This is a genomic window from Azospirillum brasilense, from assembly GCF_007827815.1.
GTDB lineage: Bacteria > Pseudomonadota > Alphaproteobacteria > Azospirillales > Azospirillaceae > Azospirillum > Azospirillum brasilense_C.
Genome location: NZ_VITH01000019.1, coordinates 41,380 through 58,146 on the forward strand (window position 1 = coordinate 41,380; position 16,767 = coordinate 58,146).

Sequence of the window (16,767 nt, forward strand, 5' to 3'; positions counted from 1 at the left end):
TTCACTCCCCCAGCCCCCGGTAGCGGCGCACATGCGACCCGTCGTAGAGCGCGCTGCACCGGAAATCTTCCACCCCCAGCGCCGGGCCGACCAGGATCAGGGCGGTGCGCTCCATCGGCGAGTCCGCCACCTTGGTGGCGATGTCGGCCAGCGTGCCGCGCAGCACGCGCTCGTCCGGCCAAGTCGCCCGGTAGACCACCGCGGCCGGGCAGTCCGCGCCGTAGAGCGGGGTCAGGCGCTCCACCACACGGTCGATGACGTGGATCGACAGGTGGATGGCCAGCGTGGCGCCCGACCGCCCCAGAACCTCCAAAGTCTCGTTCGTCGGCATGGCCGAGGCCCGGCCTTCCGTGCGTGTCAAAATCAGCGTCTGGCTGACCTCCGGCAGGGTCAGCTCCCGCCCCAGCGCGGCCGAGGCCGCGGCGAAGGCCGGCACGCCCGGCGTGATGTCGTAGGGGATTCCCAGCTCCCGCAGCGCCCGCGTCTGCTCGCCGAGCGCGCTGTAGACCGACAGGTCGCCGGAATGCAGCCGCGCCACCTCCTGCCCGGCCGCGTGCGCGGCCTTGAACTCGGCGACGATCTGGTCGAGCGTCAGCGGGGCGGTGTCGATGATCCGGGCGCCCGGCGGGGCGTGGGCGATGATCTCCTTCGGCACCAGCGACCCGGCGTAGAGGCAGACCGGGCAGGACGCGATCAGGTCGCGCCCGCGCAGGGTCAGCAGGTCGGGCGCGCCCGGTCCGGCGCCGATGAAATGCACGGTCATGCGAAACAATCCCTGGAAATCGCCAGCGCGCAGGTGGCACGCGGGGTGGAACGGCGCGGCAGCAATAGGGTGGAGCCCGGCCCGGCGGCGGCCAGCGCCGCGGCCTCCGCGACCGAGGCGACGCCCACGGCGGCCTCGACGCGGGTGGAGCGGGTCAGCACCCGGTCCTGAGCCGCCATCAACGCTGAATCGTCAACGAACCGCAGCGGCAGGGCGAGCAGATGCGCCGCCTCCGCCACACCGGCTTCGTTGCGCTTGCGCATCGGTGCCGCCAATTGCACGGCGCGGCGCGCGCCTTCGTCCAGCGCGGCTTCCTCGAAGGCGGCGCGGAGCAGCCCGGCGATCTCGTCGCCAGGGCAGCCGGCTCGGCAGCCGATGCCCGCCGCGATGAAGCGATCCGCCGTCACTGCGGCTTCTCCGCCAGCCACAGCGTGACCGGCATCAGCGGGCGCCAGCCGGTGAAGCCGCCGATGGGCGCGGCGCGGCTGACGGCGATCTGCGACAACTGCCCGCCCAGCCGCTTGTGGGTGGCGATCAGCATGGCCTCGCTCTCCAGCGTCACGGCGTTGGCGACGATCCGCCCGCCGGGCTGCAGCGCCGACCAGCAGGCGTCCAGCACCCCGTCGTTGGTCAGCCCGCCGCCGATGAACACGGCGTCCGGCGCCGGCAGCCCGTCCAACGCCTCCGGCGCCTTGCCGCGCACCAGGTCCAGCCCTGGCACGCCGAAGGCGGCGGCGTTGGCGAGGATGCGGGCGGCGCGGTCGGCCTTGTGCTCCACCGCAATGGCGCGGTTGGTCGGGTCGCTCAGCATCCATTCGACGCCGATGGAACCGGAGCCGGCGCCGATGTCCCACAGCAGCTCGCCGCGGCGCGGCGCCAGCCAGGACAGGGTGACGGCGCGGATTTCGCGCTTGGTGATCTGGCCGTCATGCTCGAACCAGTCGTCGGGCAGGCCCGGCGTGCGCGGCAGGGCGCGGGCGCCGGAGGCGGCGACGCACTCCACCGCCAGCGTGTTCAGGTCGGCCACGCGCTCCGCCGACCACTCTTCCGCCGTCGCAACGAGGCAGCGCTCGCGCGGCCCGCCCATCGATTCCAGAGCCGTCAGGCGCGACGGTCCGAAGCCGCGCGCCGTCAGCAGCGCCGCCAGCTTGGCCGGGGTCGTTCCGTCCCAGCACAGAACCAGCAGCCGTGCCCCCGGTTGCAGATGCGGAATGACCAGCTCCAGCGGGCGTCCGTGCACGGTCAGGGTGCCGCAGTCCTGCAACGGCCAGCCCAGGCGGGCGGCGGCGAGGCTGAAGGATGACGGGGCCGGAACGATCGACAGTTCCTCAACCGGAACGAGTTTCGACAGGGTGGCGCCGATGCCGTACCAGGACGGGTCGCCGCTCGCCAGCACGCAGACCCGTTGGCCGCGCCGCGCCCGCAGGGCGGGGTAGGCGTCCGACAGGGGGGAGGGCCAGGGCAACCGCTCCTGCCCGCTCAACTCAGGCACCAGCGCCAGATGGCGGGCGCCGCCGGCCAGAAGCTCGGCGCCTTCCACCAGCGCGCGTGCGGCGGGCGACAGACCGTCCCACCCGTCCTCGCCGATGCCGACGACGCTCAGCCAGCGCCCCGGTCCTGTGCTAATCATGGCGCACCCCAAGGAGGACAAGCATGAAGGCGCTGATTCTGGGCGGCACCACTGAGGCCACGGCGCTGGCCCGCCTGCTGAGCGGGCACCCGCGCATCGACGCGGCGGTGTCGCTGGCCGGGCGGACCAAGAAGCCGGTTCTGCCGCCCCTGCCGACCCGCATCGGCGGCTTCGGCGGGGTGGACGGCTTGGCGGCGCATCTTGTGGAGACCGGCATCGGCGCGGTGGTGGACGCCACGCATCCCTTCGCCGACCAGATCTCCGCCAACGCCGCGGCGGCCTGCGCGCGGGTGGGCGTGCCGCTGCTGGTGCTGACCCGCAAGCCGTGGGAACCGGGCGCGGGCGACCGCTGGATCGGCGTGCCGGACATGGCCGCCGCCGCCGAGGCGCTGCGCCCGCTGGGCGGGACCGTCTTCCTGACCATCGGCCGTCAGGAGGTCGCGGCCTTCGAGGCGGTGCCGGACAAGCGCTACCTGATCCGCGCCGTCGACCCGCCGGAACCGCCGCCGAACCTGCCGGATCACCGCCTGATCCTCGACCGCGGCCCCTTCACGCTGGAGGGGGAGGCGGCGTTGCTGGCAAAGCATCGGGTGGAGGTCATGGTCAGCAAGAACAGCGGCGGGAGCGCCACGGAAGCGAAGCTGGAGGCGGCGCGCCGCCGGGGCATTCCCGTGGTGATGGTCGAACGCCCAAAGGGTAATGGCGTGGCTGAGGTGCACGATGCTGAGGCGGCACTCAGGTGGTTGGAAGGGCTGTAGAGTCGGGCCCCCCTCCCGACCTCCCCCCGCTGCGCAGGGGGAGGAGATGATTCCCTCCCCTGCAAAGCGGGGGAGGGTTAGGGTGGGGGCAACGGTCGGCGACACCTTCACCCCCGCACCGCATAGCTGCGCGGCGTGTAGACCCACGGCTGCGCGCCCTCGCGCGGCACCAGCCGGGTGTGCGAGGCGCCGATGATGACGCAGGTCCGCATGTCGGCCTGCGCCGCGTCCACCGCACCCAGCGTCGTGATCGTCAGCGCCTCGTCGGGGCGGCCGACCGCCCGGGCGAGGATCACCGGCGTCTCCGGCGAGCGGAGGTCGCGCAGCGCGTCGAAGGCGGCGCCGAGCTGCCAGGGGCGGGCGCGGCTGATCGGGTTGTAGAGCGCGATGACGAAATCCGCCTCCGCCGCCAGACGCAGGCGCTTCAGCACCACGTCCCACGGCTTCAGGTTGTCGGACAGCGAGATGGCGCAGAAATCATGGCCGAGCGGTGCGCCGGCCCGTGCCGCCGCCGCCTGCATCGCGGAGATGCCGGGATCGACCGACAGCGGCACGCGGTGCCACGCCGCGGGCGCGGCGGGATCGTCCAGCGCCTCGAACACGGCGGCGGCCATGGCGAAGATTCCGGGATCGCCGCCCGACACCACCGCCACCCGGCGGCCCTCCGCGGCCAGTTCAAGGGCGTGGCGGGCGCGGTCCAGCTCCACCCGGTTGTCGGAGGCGTGGCGCACCTGCGGCCCCGGCGGCACGCGGTCCACATAGGGGAAATAGCCGACGAGGTCGGTTGCCTCGGCCAGATCGCGCCGGGCCTCCGGGGTCAGCCAGTCCTCGGTGCCGGGGCCGAGCCCCACCACCTTCAACCATCCGTTTTGAGGATCGGCGGTCATCGCCGCAGCCCCTCGCCGGGGATGACGATCTGCGAGAAGTAGGGGGCGGTCTCCGGCGCCTCGCGAAAGGGCATGACGCGCTGGTCGGCCATGCTCGCCCGCTCGATGTACCAGGCGCGGTCGGCCAGCCCGGCGGCCTCCACGGCGCGGCGGACCTTCGGCAGGTTCTGGCCCAGTTTCATGATGACCGCGGCGTCGGCGTTGCGCAGCGCGCGCAGCAGCGCCTCCTCCCCCAGCGTGCCGGGGATGACCGACAGCACGTCGTCGCGCAGAGTCAGCGGGCGCGGCAGCAGCGAGGCGCTGCACATCATCGATGTCACGCCCGGCACCACCTCTGTCGGAAAACGCGAGGCCAGCCGCAGGAACAGATGCATGAAGCTGCCGTAGAAGAAGGCGTCGCCCTCGTTCAGCGCGGCGATGGAACGGCCGGCGGCGAGATGCTCGGCCAGCTGCTCGGCGGACTCGTCGAAGAAGGCCTCGATCTGGCGGCCGTAATCGGGGTGGCTGGGCGGCAGCTCGACCGTCACCGGATAGACCATCGGCAGCTCGATGTGCTCCGCCGTGATGCAGCCGTCGGCAATGCGCCGAGCCTGTCCGGAGGTGCCGCGCTTGCAGAAATAGGCGACCACCGGGCAGGCGCCGATGGTGCGCATGGCGCGCACGGTCATCAGGTCCGGGTCGCCGGGGCCGACGCTGACGCCGTAGAGGGTGCCGGTGGGTGAGGTGTCGTTGCTCATTATTCCACGTCGCTCGCCAGGGCGTTGACGGCCGCCGCCGCCATGGCGCTGCCGCCGCGCCGGCCCTTGATCGCCAGGAAGGGCAGGCCGAAGGGCGCCTCGGCCAGCGCATCCTTGCTTTCCGCAGCGCCCACGAAGCCGACCGGGAAGCCCAGCACCGCTGCCGGTTTCGGCGCGCCGTCGCGGATCATCTCCAGCAGCTTGAACAGGGCGGTCGGCGCGTTGCCGATGGCGACGACGGAACCGGCGAGCCGGGGCACCCACAGCTCCAGCGCGGCGGCGGAGCGGGTGTTCCCGACCTGTTTGGCAAGCTCCGGCACCGCCGGGTCGCGCAACGTGCAGACGACGGGGTTGTCGGCCGGCAGCCGCGCCCGCGTGATGCCGTGGGCGACCATCTCGCTGTCGCAGAGGATCGCCGCGCCGCCGCGCAGAGCCGTCCGCGCCGCCGTCCCCACGTCGGGGGAGAACATCAGGTCCCGGGCCGCGTCCACCATGCCGCAGGCGTGGATGACGCGCACCGCCACCGCCTTCAGGTCGTCGGGGATGGCCGACAGGTCGGCCTCCGCCCGGATGGTGGCGAAGGACTGGCGGTAGATGGCCGCTCCATCGCGGATGTAGTCGTAAAGCGGCTCAGCGGACACGGGGCAACTCCTCAACAGACAGATCGGCCACGGCGGTGACGGCCTCGGACGGTGTCAGGCCGGACCGCCAGGGCGTGCCGCCGGGGGCGGCGTTCAGCGCGACGTCGTAGACGCCTTCCCGCGCGGTGAGCGTGACATCCGCCGCGCCGGGATGGGCGCAGCCCTTCGCGCAGCCGGAGACATGCACCATCCGCACCGCCTCCAGCAAGCCCGCCGCGCGCCCGGCGATGGCGAGGCCGTCCGCGTGGGTGTCGGTGGTGCCGACGTCGCAGCCGGTGACCCCGCTGCAGGCGGTGAGCTTCAGCCGGATGTCACCGTGGTCGAGGATGCCGCCGAGGGCGGCGGCTTTCTCCGCGGCGCCCTCCTGCGGGGCGGCCAGCAGCAGGGCGCGCCAGGGGGTGATGCGGATCTCGTGGGTGAGGGCGGCCAGCGCTTCCAGCTTGTCGCAGTTGAGGCGGCCAAAGGGGAAGGCGACGCCCAGCCAAGTGGGTTGGTGGCCGAGGAAGAGTCGGGTGGGCGATGTTGCCCCCTCCCTAACCCTCCCCCTCTGCGAGGGAGAGGGAACTGCCGCCGCCTCGCCCTCCACCGCCACCGGCGGGGGAGGGAGGGACCCGCGCGCCAGCGCGGGGGGGAGGGGGCCGGTCAGTATCCCCGCCACCCGCTCCCGCAACACCTCCCCCCCCAGCGCCTTGACCAGCCCGGCCATGCGCCGCGGCGGCTCGGCCAGGGTCTGGCGAAGCTCCAGGAAGGCCCGCGCCAGCGCCGTCGCAAGCTCCACCAGATCGTCGGCGCGGCAGTGCCCCAGCACCACCGCTCCCTCAAAAGTTCCCCCCAGCCCGACGCGGAACAGCGGCCCGTCTGCCGCCTCCGCCACCGCGTCGAAGCGCACGTCGGTGCTGCTGTCGAACAGGGTGGCCTGCCCGCCGCCATCAACCAGCCAGCCGAACTTCGGCGGCAGCCGGTGGAGGTCCCGGTCGGCCGCCAGCCGGGCGTCGAGCGCCAGGGCGTAGGGGCGCACGTCCAGCACCGCCCTCCCGTCCAGCCCGGCGGTGGGCGAGGTCAGCACGTTGCGGACCGCCTCGCTCTCCGCGTCCTCCGAGACGTAGCCGAGCGCGCGAAGTTCGGCGACCAGCGCCGCCATGTCCGCCGCGGCGACGCCGCGCAGTTGCAGGTTGCCGCGGTGGCTGAGATCGACCAGACCGTTGCCGTAACGCCGCCCCAGCTCCGCGATCCGCGTCGCCGAGGCGGCGGGAAGCACCCCCGCCGGAACGCGCACGCGGACCAGCAGACCGTCGCCGACCTCCATCGGGGCCAACACGCCGGGGCACATGCCGCGCCGGCGCGGCGGGTTAGGGCGCGGATTGCGGCGTTGGGTGATCGCGCTCATGCGGACATCTCCTTGCGGCGGCGCAGATCGTCGCCCGTCGAATTGCGGCGTGGGTGCCAGAGACCGCGCTCCAGGGCTTCGGTCAACCGGTCCAGGATATGCCGGGCGGCGGCCGGATTGGACTGCGCCAGGAAGTCCCACACCCGCTGGTCGTCCACATAGGCGTCGTACAACTGGTCGAAATGATGGGGCCGCACCGCCGTGGTGGTCGCGGCGAAGGCGAACAGCGTGTCGACGCTCGCCGCCAGCTCCCCGGCGCCGCGGTAGCCATGGCGCATCATGCCGTCGATCCAGCGCGGGTTGGCCGCCCGGCCGCGCAGCACACGGGCGATCTCCTCGCCCAGCGTGCGGACGGTCACGCTCTCCGGCTCCGAACTGTCGAGATGGTAGAGCGCCGGGTCATTGTCGACCAAGGCCGCGGCGGCGGAGAAGCCGCCCTCATACTGCATGAAGCCATCGGTGGAGAGGACGTCGTGCTCCCGTTGGTCCTGGTGGTGGACCAGCGCGTCGGCCCCGCCGATGCGGCGGCGGAACAGGCTGGGCAGCGGCACGCCCTCCAGCCCCTTGCCGTAGGCGTGGCAGCTTCCCTCCAGATAGGCGGCGCCGAAGTCGGCCCGTGCGCTCCAGTCGCCGCGCGCGATCAGGCCGGGCAGCGCCGTGCCGTAGGCGCCGGGCGCCGCGCCGAAGACCCGCGCGCTGGCCCATCGCTCGGCCTCCGCCGCCGGGGTGCCGCCGGTTTCCAACTCGGCGCGGTCGGTGCGGAGCGCGGCGGCGACAGGGTTCACGTCCTCCGGTTCGTCCTCCGCCATCACGGCGCGGACGGCCTGATCGAACAGGGCGATCTGCTGCGGGAAGACGTCGCGGAACAGGCCGGAGATGCGCAGGGTCACGTCCACCCGCGGCCGACCGAGGACGGAGGCCGGCATCACCTCGAAGCCGGTGACCCGGCCGGAGCCGTTCTCCCACAGCGGGCGCACGCCGAGCAGCGCCATGGCCTGGGCCAGCTCGTCGCCGCCGGTGCGCATGGCCGGGGTGCCCCAGCAATCCACCACCAGCCGCTTCGGCCAGTCGCCGTGGTCCTGCAGATAGCGGGTGATCAGCGCGTCCGCCGCCTGCCAGCCCAGCGTCCAGGCGGTCGGCGTCGGCACGCCGCGCGGGTCGAGCGCGTAGAGGTTCCGCCCGGTGGGCAGCGTGTCGGCCCGCCCCCGCGCCGGGGAGCCGCCGGGGCCGGGCTTCACGAACCGTCCGTCCAGCCCAGCCAGCAGGGCGGCCATCTCCGCCTCGCCGCAGGCGTCCAGCGCCGGGGCGACGTCCTCGGCCTTGCCGAAGCGGGCGACAGCGGCGAGCAGACGGGCGCGGCGCTCCGGCTCCGGCGTGGTGCCGAAGACGTGCAGCCCGTCGCGGATCTGCATCTCCTTGATGTCGCAGAGATGGGCGTCGAGGCGGCTGAGGATGGCGTCGGGGTCGTCGTCGGGCCGCAGGTTGCAGTCGGCGGCGACGCCGGAGGTCCAGGCGAGGTCCAGGATGGTCTGGCGCAGCGTGCCCAGGCGCCGCGGGTCCAGCCCGGTCGCCATGGAATATTCGTCGATGGCCGTTTCAAGCGCGGCGAGGTCGCCGTGCAGCCCGGCCTCGACCGGCGGCGGGGTCAGGTGGCCGATCAGCACGGCGCCCAGCCGGCGGCGCGCCTGCACGCCCTCGCCGGGGTTGTTGACGATGAAGGGGTAGAGGCAGGGCAGAGGACCGGCGACGATCTCCGGCCAGCAGTCGGCCGACAGGGCGACGGCCTTGCCTGGCAGCCATTCCAGCGTCCCGTGCGCCCCCACCTGCACCAGCGCGTATACGCCCAGGACATGGCGGAGCCAGAGGTGGAAGGCGAAGTAGCCGTGGCTGGGCGGCGTCTCCGGGTCGTGGTGCTGGGTGGTGGTCAGTGGGCCGTGGCCGCGGCTCGGCTGCACGGCGACGGTGACGTTGCCACAAGCCAGCACCGTGAAGCGGAAGGCGGTGCCGTCGGCGAGCGGGTCGGCCTCCTCGTCGCCCCAGCATGCCGCGATGCGGGCGCGGGCCTCGGCGGGGGCGAGGCGGCGGTAGTCCTCCAGGCTCAGCAGGGCGGTGGCGCCGCCGGTCAGCGCCTCCATCAGGGCGGCGGGGCCGTCGGGAAGCCCGTCCAGCGCGTAGCCCTCGGCGCGCAGCCGCTCCAGGATGCCGACGACGCTCGCCGGGGTGTCGAGGCCGACCGAATGGCCGATGCCGCCGCCCGGTCCCGGATAGTCGGACAGAACCAGCGCCAGCTTGCGCTCGACCCGCGGCGTGACGCCCAGCCGCACCCAGGCGGCGGCCAGATCGGCGGCGAAGGCCACCCGGTCGGGCACCGGGCGGATCAGCGTCGGGGCGAATTCCAGGTCGGGGTCCGGCGCCCCTTCGGCCTTGAAGGCGATGGAGCGGGTCAGGATGCGCCCGTCCATCTCCGGCAGCACGACGTTCATGGCGAGGTCGGACGGCCCCATGCCGCGGGCGGAGCCGCGCCAGCCCTCCTCGGGCGTGGTGGACAGCACGGCTTGCAACACCGGCGTGCCGTTGGCCTCCAGCGGCGACCCGTCCTCGCGCGCCGCCGAGAAGCCGGTCAGGTTCATCACGACGGCGGCATCGCGGGCGGTCAGGGTGGCGCGCATCCAGGCGGCGCAGTCCGGCTCCTTCAGGCTCGCCACGAACAGCGGCAGCGGGGCAAGGCCGCGCGCGGCCAGCGCGTCGCACAGGGCGTGCACCGGCTCCAGATCGCCGGCCAGCAGGTGCGAGCGGTAGAAGACGACCGGCGCGCAGGGTCCGGTACCTTCGCCGGACCAGCCCTCATAGACGCCGAAGCGCGGGACCGGCGCCGGCTCGCGCCAGGGGCGCTCCTGCCCGGCCAGAGTGGCGGCGTAGGCCAGCAGGCTGGCCATGTTGTCCGGCCCGCCCTCGGTGAACCCGCGCCACAGCCGTTGCGCGGCCTCGGCCGGGATGGTGCCGTAGCCTTCCAGGGCGGGGTTCGGCTGGGCGCAGCCGGGCAGCACGGCCAGCGCCACCCCGGACTCCCGGCAGGCGGCGGCGACATGGTCCAGCCCGTAGCGCCAATAGCCCGCCCCACCGAGCAGCCGCAGAACGACCAGCTTCGCCTTGCGGATCACGGACTCGACATAAAGGTCCACCGACAGCGGGTGCCCCAGCCGCGCCAGATTCGCCAGCCGCAGGGTCGGCAACTCGTCACGGTGGCGCCTCCAGCAGGCGGCGAGCGCCGTCAGGTCGCTGTCGGAGAAGGACAGGACGACGAGGTCCGCCGGGCTCTGGCCCAGATCCACGGCCTGGGGGCCGGCGTCGAGGTCTTCCTGGCGGGCGGCGAGTAGGTGCATGGCGAAAGTGCTTTACGAAAATCCCCTCTCCCCTCTGGGGAGAGGGTTAGGATGAGGGGGTCGTGCGTGGCGGAACGCCCGGCGTAAGCGCAACCCCCTCACCGGCCCTGCGGGCCACCCTCTCCCCAGAGGGGAGAGGGTTGTGAAGGCTAAAAAATCACCCCAGCGCGGTGGTCACGGCATCGCGGTCCAGGCCCGTTTCGCCGATCACCACCAAGCGGCTGCGGCGCGGCTCGTCGGGCTTCCAGAAGCGGTCGAAATGGGTCTGGATGCGCGTTCCCACGCCTTGCACCAACAAGCGCATCGGCTTGCCCGGCACGTCGATGAAGCCCTTCAGGCGCAGCACGCCATGGGCGGCGGCGACCCGCTCCAGAGTCTCCGCCAGCGCCGCCGGGTCGGGCTGCGGGCCGAGCTCCACGACGAAGCTGGTGAAGTCGTCGTGGTCGTGGCCCTCCTCCTCGTCATGGTGGCTGGGGCGGTTGGCGAGGTCGTCCTCGGCCCCGGCGCCCACGCCGAGAAGCACCACCGGATCGACCTTGCCGTTGCTGGCGCGCAGGATCTTGGGCTCGCGCCCAATGCCGCCTTCAGCCATGCCACCCTCCGCCATGGCGGCGCGGATCAGGTCCTCGACCTTCGCCAGATCGGTGGCGTCCACCAGATCGGTCTTGTTCACCACGATCAGATCGGCGCAGAGGAGCTGGTCCTCGAACACCTCTTCGACCGGGGTCTCATGGTCGAGCTGCCCGGCCTCGGCGGCCTGGGCGGCCAGCGCCGCCGGATCGGGGGCGAAGCGGCCCTCCGCGGCGGCGGCGGCGTCGACCACCGCGACCACCCCGTCCACCGTCACCCGTGTCTTGATCGCCGGCCAGTGGAAGGCCTGGACGAGCGGCTTCGGCAGGGCGAGGCCGCTCGTCTCAATGATGATGTGCTCCGGCGGCTGCGGGCGGGACAGCAGCTTCTCGATGGCCGGGACGAAATCGTCGGCGACGGTGCAGCACAGGCAGCCGTTCGCCAGCTCGATCACGTCGTCCTCGGTGCAGGTCGGATCGCCGCAGGCGCGCAGGATCTCGCCGTCGATGCCGACGTCGCCGAACTCGTTGATGATCAGCGCCAGACGGCGCCCGCCGGCCTGCTCCAGCAGGCTGCGGATCAGCGTCGTCTTGCCGGCTCCGAGAAAGCCGGTGATGACGGTGGCCGGGGTCTTCCCGGCGGACGGACGGAGGGCGGCGCGATTCGTCATGATCTGGTTTCCCTGTCTCCGCCACACCCGGCGGATTGGATGAATGTCGGTCCGGCGGCAGGTTTCCTGGCTCGCGGGTCGTCGCCGCGCCTCCCGCCTTCCCGGCCTGACGGCCCGTGGCATTTCCGGAGGCGGACTCGCCGCATACAGTTGCGGGGGCAGCCGCGGCCTTGGACTCCATCGGGGTCCGCACCGCATTCCCTATTATCCCCGCGCCTTCTCGGCGGACGGGGCACCGTCGGAGGCGCAGAATTGCAGGCGGACCCTCGATTTGCAAGCGGCCATTTGGCGCCTGGAAACCGTGTCGCCGTCCCCGGAACGCTCCGCCGGTCCCGCCGTTGGTGTGTCGGAAGATCGGTACAGTCTGTCTGGAAAGCTGACACTCCGGACGGTGTGCGACACCCACGGTCTCATGGGCGGAAATAAACGATTTCAAGGGCTTGCTTGATCGTCCCGCGGTTGGCATGTTCTGTGCTTATATCAGCCTAACCAAAAACGCGGACCGGCAGACGACGCGGACGAACAGGGAGGGAAAAGCGGCACCCATGGCCGACGACATCATTCTGGAAGCGCGCGGACTCTCGAAGGAGTTCAAGGGCTTCATCGCGGTGAAGGAGGTGAACCTCCGGGTTCGCCGCGGCACCATCCACGCGCTGATCGGCCCCAACGGCGCCGGCAAGAGCACGGTCTTCAACCTGCTGACCAAGTTCCTGACGCCGACGCGCGGCCAGATCCTCTACAAGGGACGCGACATCACCGCCATGAAGCCCGCCGACGTGGCGCTGCTCGGCATGGTGCGGTCCTTCCAGATCTCCGCGGTCTTCCCGCATCTCAGCGTGCTGGAGAATGTCCGCGTCGCGCTGCAGCGCCCGCGCGGCACCAGCTTCCATTTCTGGAAGCCGGAGGCCAGCCTGCACGACCTGCACGACCGCGCCGAGGAGCTGATCGAGGCGGTGAACCTGACCCCCTGGGCCGGCCACACCGCCGCCGAGCTGCCCTACGGCCGCAAGCGCGCGCTGGAGATCGCCACCACGCTGGCGCTCGACCCGGAGGTGATGCTGCTCGACGAGCCGCTGGCCGGCATGGGCCATGAGGACATCGAGGGCACCGCCGCCCTCATCAAGCGCGTCTCCGCCGACCGCACGATCCTGATGGTGGAGCACAACCTGTCGGTCGTCGCCCACCTGTCGGACACCATCACCGTGCTCCGCCGCGGCGAGATCCTGGCCGAGGGCGCATACGACGTCGTATCGCGCAACCCGCAGGTCATGGAGGCCTACATGGGCACGGGTGAGGTGGGCCATGCCTGACGGTGCGACCGTGAAGACCGCGATGCTGGAAATCCGCGACCTCCAGGCCTTCTACGGCGAGAGCCACGTGCTGCACGGCGTCAACATCGACGTGCGCCAGGGCGAGGTGGTGACCCTGCTGGGCCGCAACGGCGCCGGCAAGACGACGACCATGCGCTCGATCATGGGCATCGTCGGCAAGCGCAACGGCTCGATCCGCTTCCAGGGCAAGGAACTGATCGGCATGGCGCAGCACAAGATCCCCCGCCTCGGCATCGGCTATGTCCCGGAGGAGCGCGGCATCTTCGCTTCGCTCAGCGTGGACGAGAACCTGATGCTGCCGCCGGTGGTGAAGTCGGGCGGCATGACCGTGCCGCAGATCTACGAGCTGTTCCCCAACCTCCAGGGCCGCGGCACCACCCAGGGCACGCGTCTGTCCGGCGGCGAGCAGCAGATGCTGGCCATCGCGCGCATCCTGCGCACCGGCGCCGACCTGATCCTGCTCGACGAGCCGACCGAGGGGCTGGCCCCCGTCATCATCGAGCAGATCGGCGTGGCGGTGCGCAAGCTGAAGCAGCGCGGCTTCACCATCGTGCTGGTGGAGCAGAACTTCCGCTTCGCCGCGACCATCGCCGACCGCCATTACGTGATGGAGGAAGGCCATGTCGTGGACATGATCCCCAACGACCAGCTCGCCCAGAACATGGACAAGCTGCACACCTATCTGGGTGTCTGACCAATCACCCCCTCTGCTGAACACACGCAAAACAAAGCCAATCGAAGGGAGTTCGAAATGCTCAAGACGTTGCTGTGCGGGACCGCACTGCTGGCGCTGACCGCCGGGGCCGCGCACGCCCAGGTCTCCAACAACGTGATCAAGATCGGCGTGATGAACGACCGGTCCGGCATCTACGCCGACCTCGCCGGCGAAGGCTCGGCCATCGCCGCCCGTCTGGCGGCCGAGGAGTTCGGCGGCAAGATCGCCGGCGCGCCGATCGAGATCGTTGTCGCCGATCACCAGAACAAGGCCGACATCGCCGCCAACACGGCGCGCGAGTGGATCGACGCCGGCAACGTGGACGTCATCGCCGACGTGCCGAACTCCGCCGCGGCGCTGGCCGTCCAGGGCATCACCAAGGACAAGAAGCGCATCTTCCTGATGTCCGGCCCGGGCTCGACCGACCTCAGCGGCAAGTCGTGCAGCCCCTACGGCTTCCAGTGGACCTACGACAACTACGCCATGGCCGCCGGCACCGCCCGCGCGCTGGTCGAGCAGGGCAAAAAGAACTGGTTCTTCATCACCGCGGACTACGCCTTCGGCCACTCGCTGGAGGATGAGACCACGAAGATGGTCAAGCAGCTCGACGGCAAGGTCGCGGGCAACGTCCGCCATCCGCTGGGCACCGCCGACTTCTCGTCCTACCTGCTTCAGGCCCAGGCCTCCAAGGCCGACGTGATCGGCCTCGCCAACGCCGGCGGCGACGCCACCAACGCTGTCAAGCAGGCGTCGGAGTTCGGCATCACCCAGTCGGGCCAGAGCCTCGCCGGCCTGCTGCTGTTCATCAGCGACGTGAACGCGCTGGGCCTCCAGGCCGCCCAGGGCCTGCTGCTGACCACCGGCTTCTACTGGGACACCGACGACCAGACCCGCGAATGGACCAAGAAGTTCGAGGCCAAGGCCGGCCGCAAGCCGACCATGGTCCAGGCCGGCGTCTACTCCGCCGTGCGCCACTATCTGAAGGCGGTCGAGGCCGTCGGCTCCGACGATCCGGACAAGGTGGCCGCCAAGATGCGTGAGACCACGGTCGAGGACATGTTCACCAAGAACGGCAAGATCGCCGCCAACGGCCGCATGTTCCACGACATGTATCTGGCCCAGGTGAAAACCCCGGGCGAGTCCAAGGGCCCCTGGGACTACTACAAGATCGTGAAGACCATCCCGGCCGAGCAGGCGTTCCTCGACCCGGCCAAGAGCGGTTGTTCGCTGGTGAAGTAAGGGTTTGAGTTTCGGGTCGGGCCCCCTCCCAACCCTCCCCCACCTTCGGTGAGGGAGGGCTAAGTTCCCTCCCCTGCGCAGCGGGGGAGGGTTAGGGAGGGGGCTCCACCCCAAGCACCCAATCAAAAAATCAAAAGTCCGATACACAGGGAGGGACGGTCATGTTCGACTTGCTGGGGGTGCCGCCCCAGGTCCTGTTCGGCCAGCTTCTGCTCGGCCTCATCAACGGGTCCTTCTACGCGCTGCTCAGCCTTGGGCTGGCGGTCATCTTCGGCATGCTGAACGTCATCAACTTCGCCCACGGCGCGCTCTACATGATCGGCGCCTTCGTGGCGTGGCTGCTGCTGACGAAGCTCGGCCTCGGCTACTGGTGGGCGCTGGGCCTGTCGCCGCTGATCGTCGGGCTGCTCGGCGTGGCGCTGGAAAAGACCATGCTGTCGCGCCTCTACAAGCTCGACCATCTCTACGGCCTGCTGCTGACCTTCGGCCTCGCCCTGATCATGGAAGGCGCCTTCCGCCACTTCTACGGCGTGTCGGGCCAGCCCTATCCGATCCCGGACGCGCTCAAGGGCGGCCAGAACCTCGGCTTCATGTTCCTGCCCAACTACCGCGGCTGGGTCGTCGTCGCCTCGCTGATCGTCTGCTTCGGGACATGGTTCGCCATCGAGCGGACGCGGCTCGGCGCCTACCTGCGCGCCGCCACCGAGAACCCGGTGCTGGTCCAGGCCTTCGGCATCAACGTGCCGGTGATGATCACCGCCACCTACGGCTTCGGCGTCGCGCTGGCCGGGCTGGCCGGGGTGCTCGCGGCACCCATTTATCAGGTGTCGCCGCTGATGGGCACCAACCTGATCATCGTCGTCTTCGCGGTGGTGGTGATCGGCGGCATGGGCTCCATCCTCGGCGCCATCGTCACCGGCCTGGGGCTGGGGCTGCTGGAGGGCCTGACCAAGGTCTTCTACCCGGAAGCCTCCAACATCGTGGTGTTCGTCGTGATGGCGATCGTCCTTCTCATCAAGCCCGCGGGCCTCTTCGGACGGGAGCGCTGAGCCATGGCCACCCAAAGCAAGACGGCCAACATCAAGACGGCCGACTCTCAGACGACGACCATCGCGCTGCGCCGTCCGGGGCAGGACAGCACCCGAAACGCCATCATCCTCGGCATCGGCCTGCTGATCGCGCTGGCTGCACCCTACGTGCTGTATCCCGTCTTCGTGATGAAGGTGCTGTGCTTCGCGCTGTTCGCCTGCGCCTTCAACCTGCTGATCGGCTTCGCCGGTTTGCTGAGCTTCGGCCACGCCGCCTTCTTCGGCGGGGCCGCCTACATCACCGCCCATTCCGCCAAGGTCTGGGGGCTGGGGCCGGAGGTCAGCATCCTGCTCGGCATGGGCTTCTCCGCGCTGCTCGGCCTCGCCTTCGGCGCGCTGGCGATCCGCCGTCAGGGCATCTACTTCGCCATGATCACGCTGGCGCTGTCGCAGATGGTCTTCTTCATGGCGCTGCAGCTCAAGTTCACCGGCGGCGAGGACGGCATCCAGGCGGTGCCGCGCGGCCATCTGTTCGGGGTGATTGACCTCAACAACTCGCTGTCCATGTACTATTTCGTGCTGGCGGTGTTCCTGGTCGGCTTCGCGGTGGTCTGGCGCGCGGTGCATTCGCCCTTCGGTCAGGTCCTGAAGGCGATCCGCGAGAACGAGCCCCGCGCCGTGTCGCTGGGCTACCGGACGGAGCGCTACAAGCTGCTGGCTTTCGTGCTGTCGGCGAGCCTCGCCGGTCTGGCCGGCGGCACCAAGGCGCTGGTCTTCCAGCTCGCCTCGCTGACCGACGTGACGTGGCAGATGTCCGGTGAGGTGGTGCTGATGACGCTGCTCGGCGGCATGGGCACGCTGCTCGGCCCGGTGGTGGGGGCGGCCATCGTGGTCACGCTGGAAAGCTATCTGGCGGCCACCAGCATGCCGGTTCCGGTGGTGATCGGCGCCATCTTCGTGGTCTGCGTGCTGGTCTTCCGCCGTGGTATCGTGGGCGAGCTCCAGGCCCGCTTCGGCCGCCGCTGAAC

General features: G+C 70.9%; 15 protein-coding genes and 1 riboswitch. Of the genes, 6 read left to right on the plus strand and 9 right to left on the minus strand.

Annotated features, from left to right (window positions below):
- Position 1 precedes the first annotated feature (1 nt).
- The 3 genes from cobM to cbiE are packed head-to-tail and all read right to left on the minus strand — an operon-like array spanning position 2 to position 2,393.
- Positions 2–763 carry a precorrin-4 C(11)-methyltransferase gene (gene cobM / locus FBZ83_RS27790; protein WP_145690019.1) on the minus strand — a complete coding sequence of 254 codons (762 nt, stop codon included), beginning with the start codon at positions 761–763 and terminating at the stop codon, positions 2–4.
- Positions 760–1,170: a cobalamin biosynthesis protein gene (locus FBZ83_RS27795; RefSeq protein ID WP_211101708.1), complete on the minus strand. Its 411-nt coding sequence runs from the start codon at positions 1,168–1,170 to the stop codon at positions 760–762. The genes cobM and FBZ83_RS27795 overlap by 4 nt, the downstream gene beginning before the upstream one ends.
- Complete coding sequence (cbiE, locus tag FBZ83_RS27800; RefSeq protein WP_145690021.1) at positions 1,167–2,393, minus strand: precorrin-6y C5,15-methyltransferase (decarboxylating) subunit CbiE; 1,227 nt, start codon at positions 2,391–2,393, stop codon at positions 1,167–1,169. The genes FBZ83_RS27795 and cbiE overlap by 4 nt, the downstream gene beginning before the upstream one ends.
- Before the next feature lie 23 nt (positions 2,394–2,416).
- Here cbiE and FBZ83_RS27805 point away from each other — a divergent pair, with 23 nt between their 5' ends.
- Positions 2,417–3,151 carry a cobalt-precorrin-6A reductase gene (locus FBZ83_RS27805; protein WP_145690022.1) on the plus strand — a complete coding sequence of 245 codons (735 nt, stop codon included), beginning with the start codon at positions 2,417–2,419 and terminating at the stop codon, positions 3,149–3,151.
- Between the two features lie 107 nt (positions 3,152–3,258).
- Here FBZ83_RS27805 and cobJ read toward each other — a convergent pair whose 3' ends face one another.
- The 6 genes from cobJ to cobW all read right to left on the minus strand — a co-directional run bounded on the left by cobJ (position 3,259) and on the right by cobW (position 11,426).
- Complete coding sequence (cobJ, locus tag FBZ83_RS27810) at positions 3,259–4,038, minus strand: precorrin-3B C(17)-methyltransferase (protein WP_145690023.1); 780 nt, start codon at positions 4,036–4,038, stop codon at positions 3,259–3,261.
- Positions 4,035–4,775, minus strand: coding sequence for a precorrin-2 C(20)-methyltransferase (locus FBZ83_RS27815; protein ID WP_145690024.1), 741 nt, complete (start codon positions 4,773–4,775; stop codon positions 4,035–4,037). The genes cobJ and FBZ83_RS27815 overlap by 4 nt, the downstream gene beginning before the upstream one ends.
- Positions 4,775–5,416 carry a precorrin-8X methylmutase gene (locus tag FBZ83_RS27820; RefSeq protein WP_145690025.1) on the minus strand — a complete coding sequence of 214 codons (642 nt, stop codon included), beginning with the start codon at positions 5,414–5,416 and terminating at the stop codon, positions 4,775–4,777. The genes FBZ83_RS27815 and FBZ83_RS27820 overlap by 1 nt, the downstream gene beginning before the upstream one ends.
- On the minus strand, positions 5,406–6,803 hold the full coding sequence (gene cobG / locus FBZ83_RS27825; RefSeq protein WP_145690026.1) for a precorrin-3B synthase: 1,398 nt from the start codon (positions 6,801–6,803) through the stop codon (positions 5,406–5,408). The genes FBZ83_RS27820 and cobG overlap by 11 nt, the downstream gene beginning before the upstream one ends.
- The gene (cobN, locus tag FBZ83_RS27830; RefSeq protein ID WP_145690027.1) at positions 6,800–10,186 is read right to left on the minus strand and encodes a cobaltochelatase subunit CobN; all 3,387 of its coding nucleotides are present in this window, start codon (positions 10,184–10,186) and stop codon (positions 6,800–6,802) included. The genes cobG and cobN overlap by 4 nt, the downstream gene beginning before the upstream one ends.
- A 157-nt stretch (positions 10,187–10,343) precedes the next feature.
- A complete protein-coding gene (cobW, locus tag FBZ83_RS27835; RefSeq protein ID WP_145690028.1) occupies positions 10,344–11,426 on the minus strand; it encodes a cobalamin biosynthesis protein CobW in 1,083 nt (360 codons plus the stop codon).
- Positions 11,427–11,465: 39 nt separating this feature from the next.
- Positions 11,466–11,681: riboswitch (cobalamin riboswitch) on the minus strand.
- A gap of 290 nt (positions 11,682–11,971) precedes the next feature.
- Between cobW and FBZ83_RS27840 the strand changes: the two genes are divergently transcribed.
- The 5 genes from FBZ83_RS27840 to FBZ83_RS27860 all read left to right on the plus strand — a co-directional run bounded on the left by FBZ83_RS27840 (position 11,972) and on the right by FBZ83_RS27860 (position 16,765).
- A complete protein-coding gene (locus FBZ83_RS27840) occupies positions 11,972–12,736 on the plus strand; it encodes an ABC transporter ATP-binding protein (protein WP_145690029.1) in 765 nt (254 codons plus the stop codon).
- The gene (locus FBZ83_RS27845; RefSeq protein ID WP_145690030.1) at positions 12,729–13,451 is read left to right on the plus strand and encodes an ABC transporter ATP-binding protein; all 723 of its coding nucleotides are present in this window, start codon (positions 12,729–12,731) and stop codon (positions 13,449–13,451) included. The genes FBZ83_RS27840 and FBZ83_RS27845 overlap by 8 nt, the downstream gene beginning before the upstream one ends.
- A 57-nt stretch (positions 13,452–13,508) precedes the next feature.
- On the plus strand, positions 13,509–14,711 hold the full coding sequence (locus FBZ83_RS27850) for an ABC transporter substrate-binding protein (RefSeq protein WP_145690031.1): 1,203 nt from the start codon (positions 13,509–13,511) through the stop codon (positions 14,709–14,711).
- A 161-nt stretch (positions 14,712–14,872) separates the two neighbouring features.
- Positions 14,873–15,760 carry a branched-chain amino acid ABC transporter permease gene (locus FBZ83_RS27855; RefSeq protein ID WP_145690032.1) on the plus strand — a complete coding sequence of 296 codons (888 nt, stop codon included), beginning with the start codon at positions 14,873–14,875 and terminating at the stop codon, positions 15,758–15,760.
- 3 nt (positions 15,761–15,763) lie between these two features.
- On the plus strand, positions 15,764–16,765 hold the full coding sequence (locus FBZ83_RS27860) for a branched-chain amino acid ABC transporter permease (protein ID WP_145690033.1): 1,002 nt from the start codon (positions 15,764–15,766) through the stop codon (positions 16,763–16,765).
- Positions 16,766–16,767: the final 2 nt, after the last annotated feature.

Excerpts from the sequence above, each read along its gene's own strand:
- cobM (WP_145690019.1), bottom strand. The coding sequence starts at position 763 with ATGACCGTGCATTTCATCGGCGCCGGACCGGGCGCGCCCGACCTGCTG.
- cbiE (WP_145690021.1), bottom strand. The coding sequence starts at position 2,393 with ATGATTAGCACAGGACCGGGGCGCTGGCTGAGCGTCGTCGGCATCGGC.
- FBZ83_RS27805 (WP_145690022.1), top strand. The coding sequence starts at position 2,417 with ATGAAGGCGCTGATTCTGGGCGGCACCACTGAGGCCACGGCGCTGGCC.
- cobJ (WP_145690023.1), bottom strand. The coding sequence starts at position 4,038 with ATGACCGCCGATCCTCAAAACGGATGGTTGAAGGTGGTGGGGCTCGGC.
- FBZ83_RS27815 (WP_145690024.1), bottom strand. The coding sequence starts at position 4,775 with ATGAGCAACGACACCTCACCCACCGGCACCCTCTACGGCGTCAGCGTC.
- cobG (WP_145690026.1), bottom strand. The coding sequence starts at position 6,803 with ATGAGCGCGATCACCCAACGCCGCAATCCGCGCCCTAACCCGCCGCGC.
- cobN (WP_145690027.1), bottom strand. The coding sequence starts at position 10,186 with ATGCACCTACTCGCCGCCCGCCAGGAAGACCTCGACGCCGGCCCCCAG.
- cobW (WP_145690028.1), bottom strand. The coding sequence starts at position 11,426 with ATGACGAATCGCGCCGCCCTCCGTCCGTCCGCCGGGAAGACCCCGGCC.
- FBZ83_RS27840 (WP_145690029.1), top strand. The coding sequence starts at position 11,972 with ATGGCCGACGACATCATTCTGGAAGCGCGCGGACTCTCGAAGGAGTTC.
- FBZ83_RS27845 (WP_145690030.1), top strand. The coding sequence starts at position 12,729 with ATGCCTGACGGTGCGACCGTGAAGACCGCGATGCTGGAAATCCGCGAC.
- FBZ83_RS27850 (WP_145690031.1), top strand. The coding sequence starts at position 13,509 with ATGCTCAAGACGTTGCTGTGCGGGACCGCACTGCTGGCGCTGACCGCC.
- FBZ83_RS27855 (WP_145690032.1), top strand. The coding sequence starts at position 14,873 with ATGTTCGACTTGCTGGGGGTGCCGCCCCAGGTCCTGTTCGGCCAGCTT.
- FBZ83_RS27860 (WP_145690033.1), top strand. The coding sequence starts at position 15,764 with ATGGCCACCCAAAGCAAGACGGCCAACATCAAGACGGCCGACTCTCAG.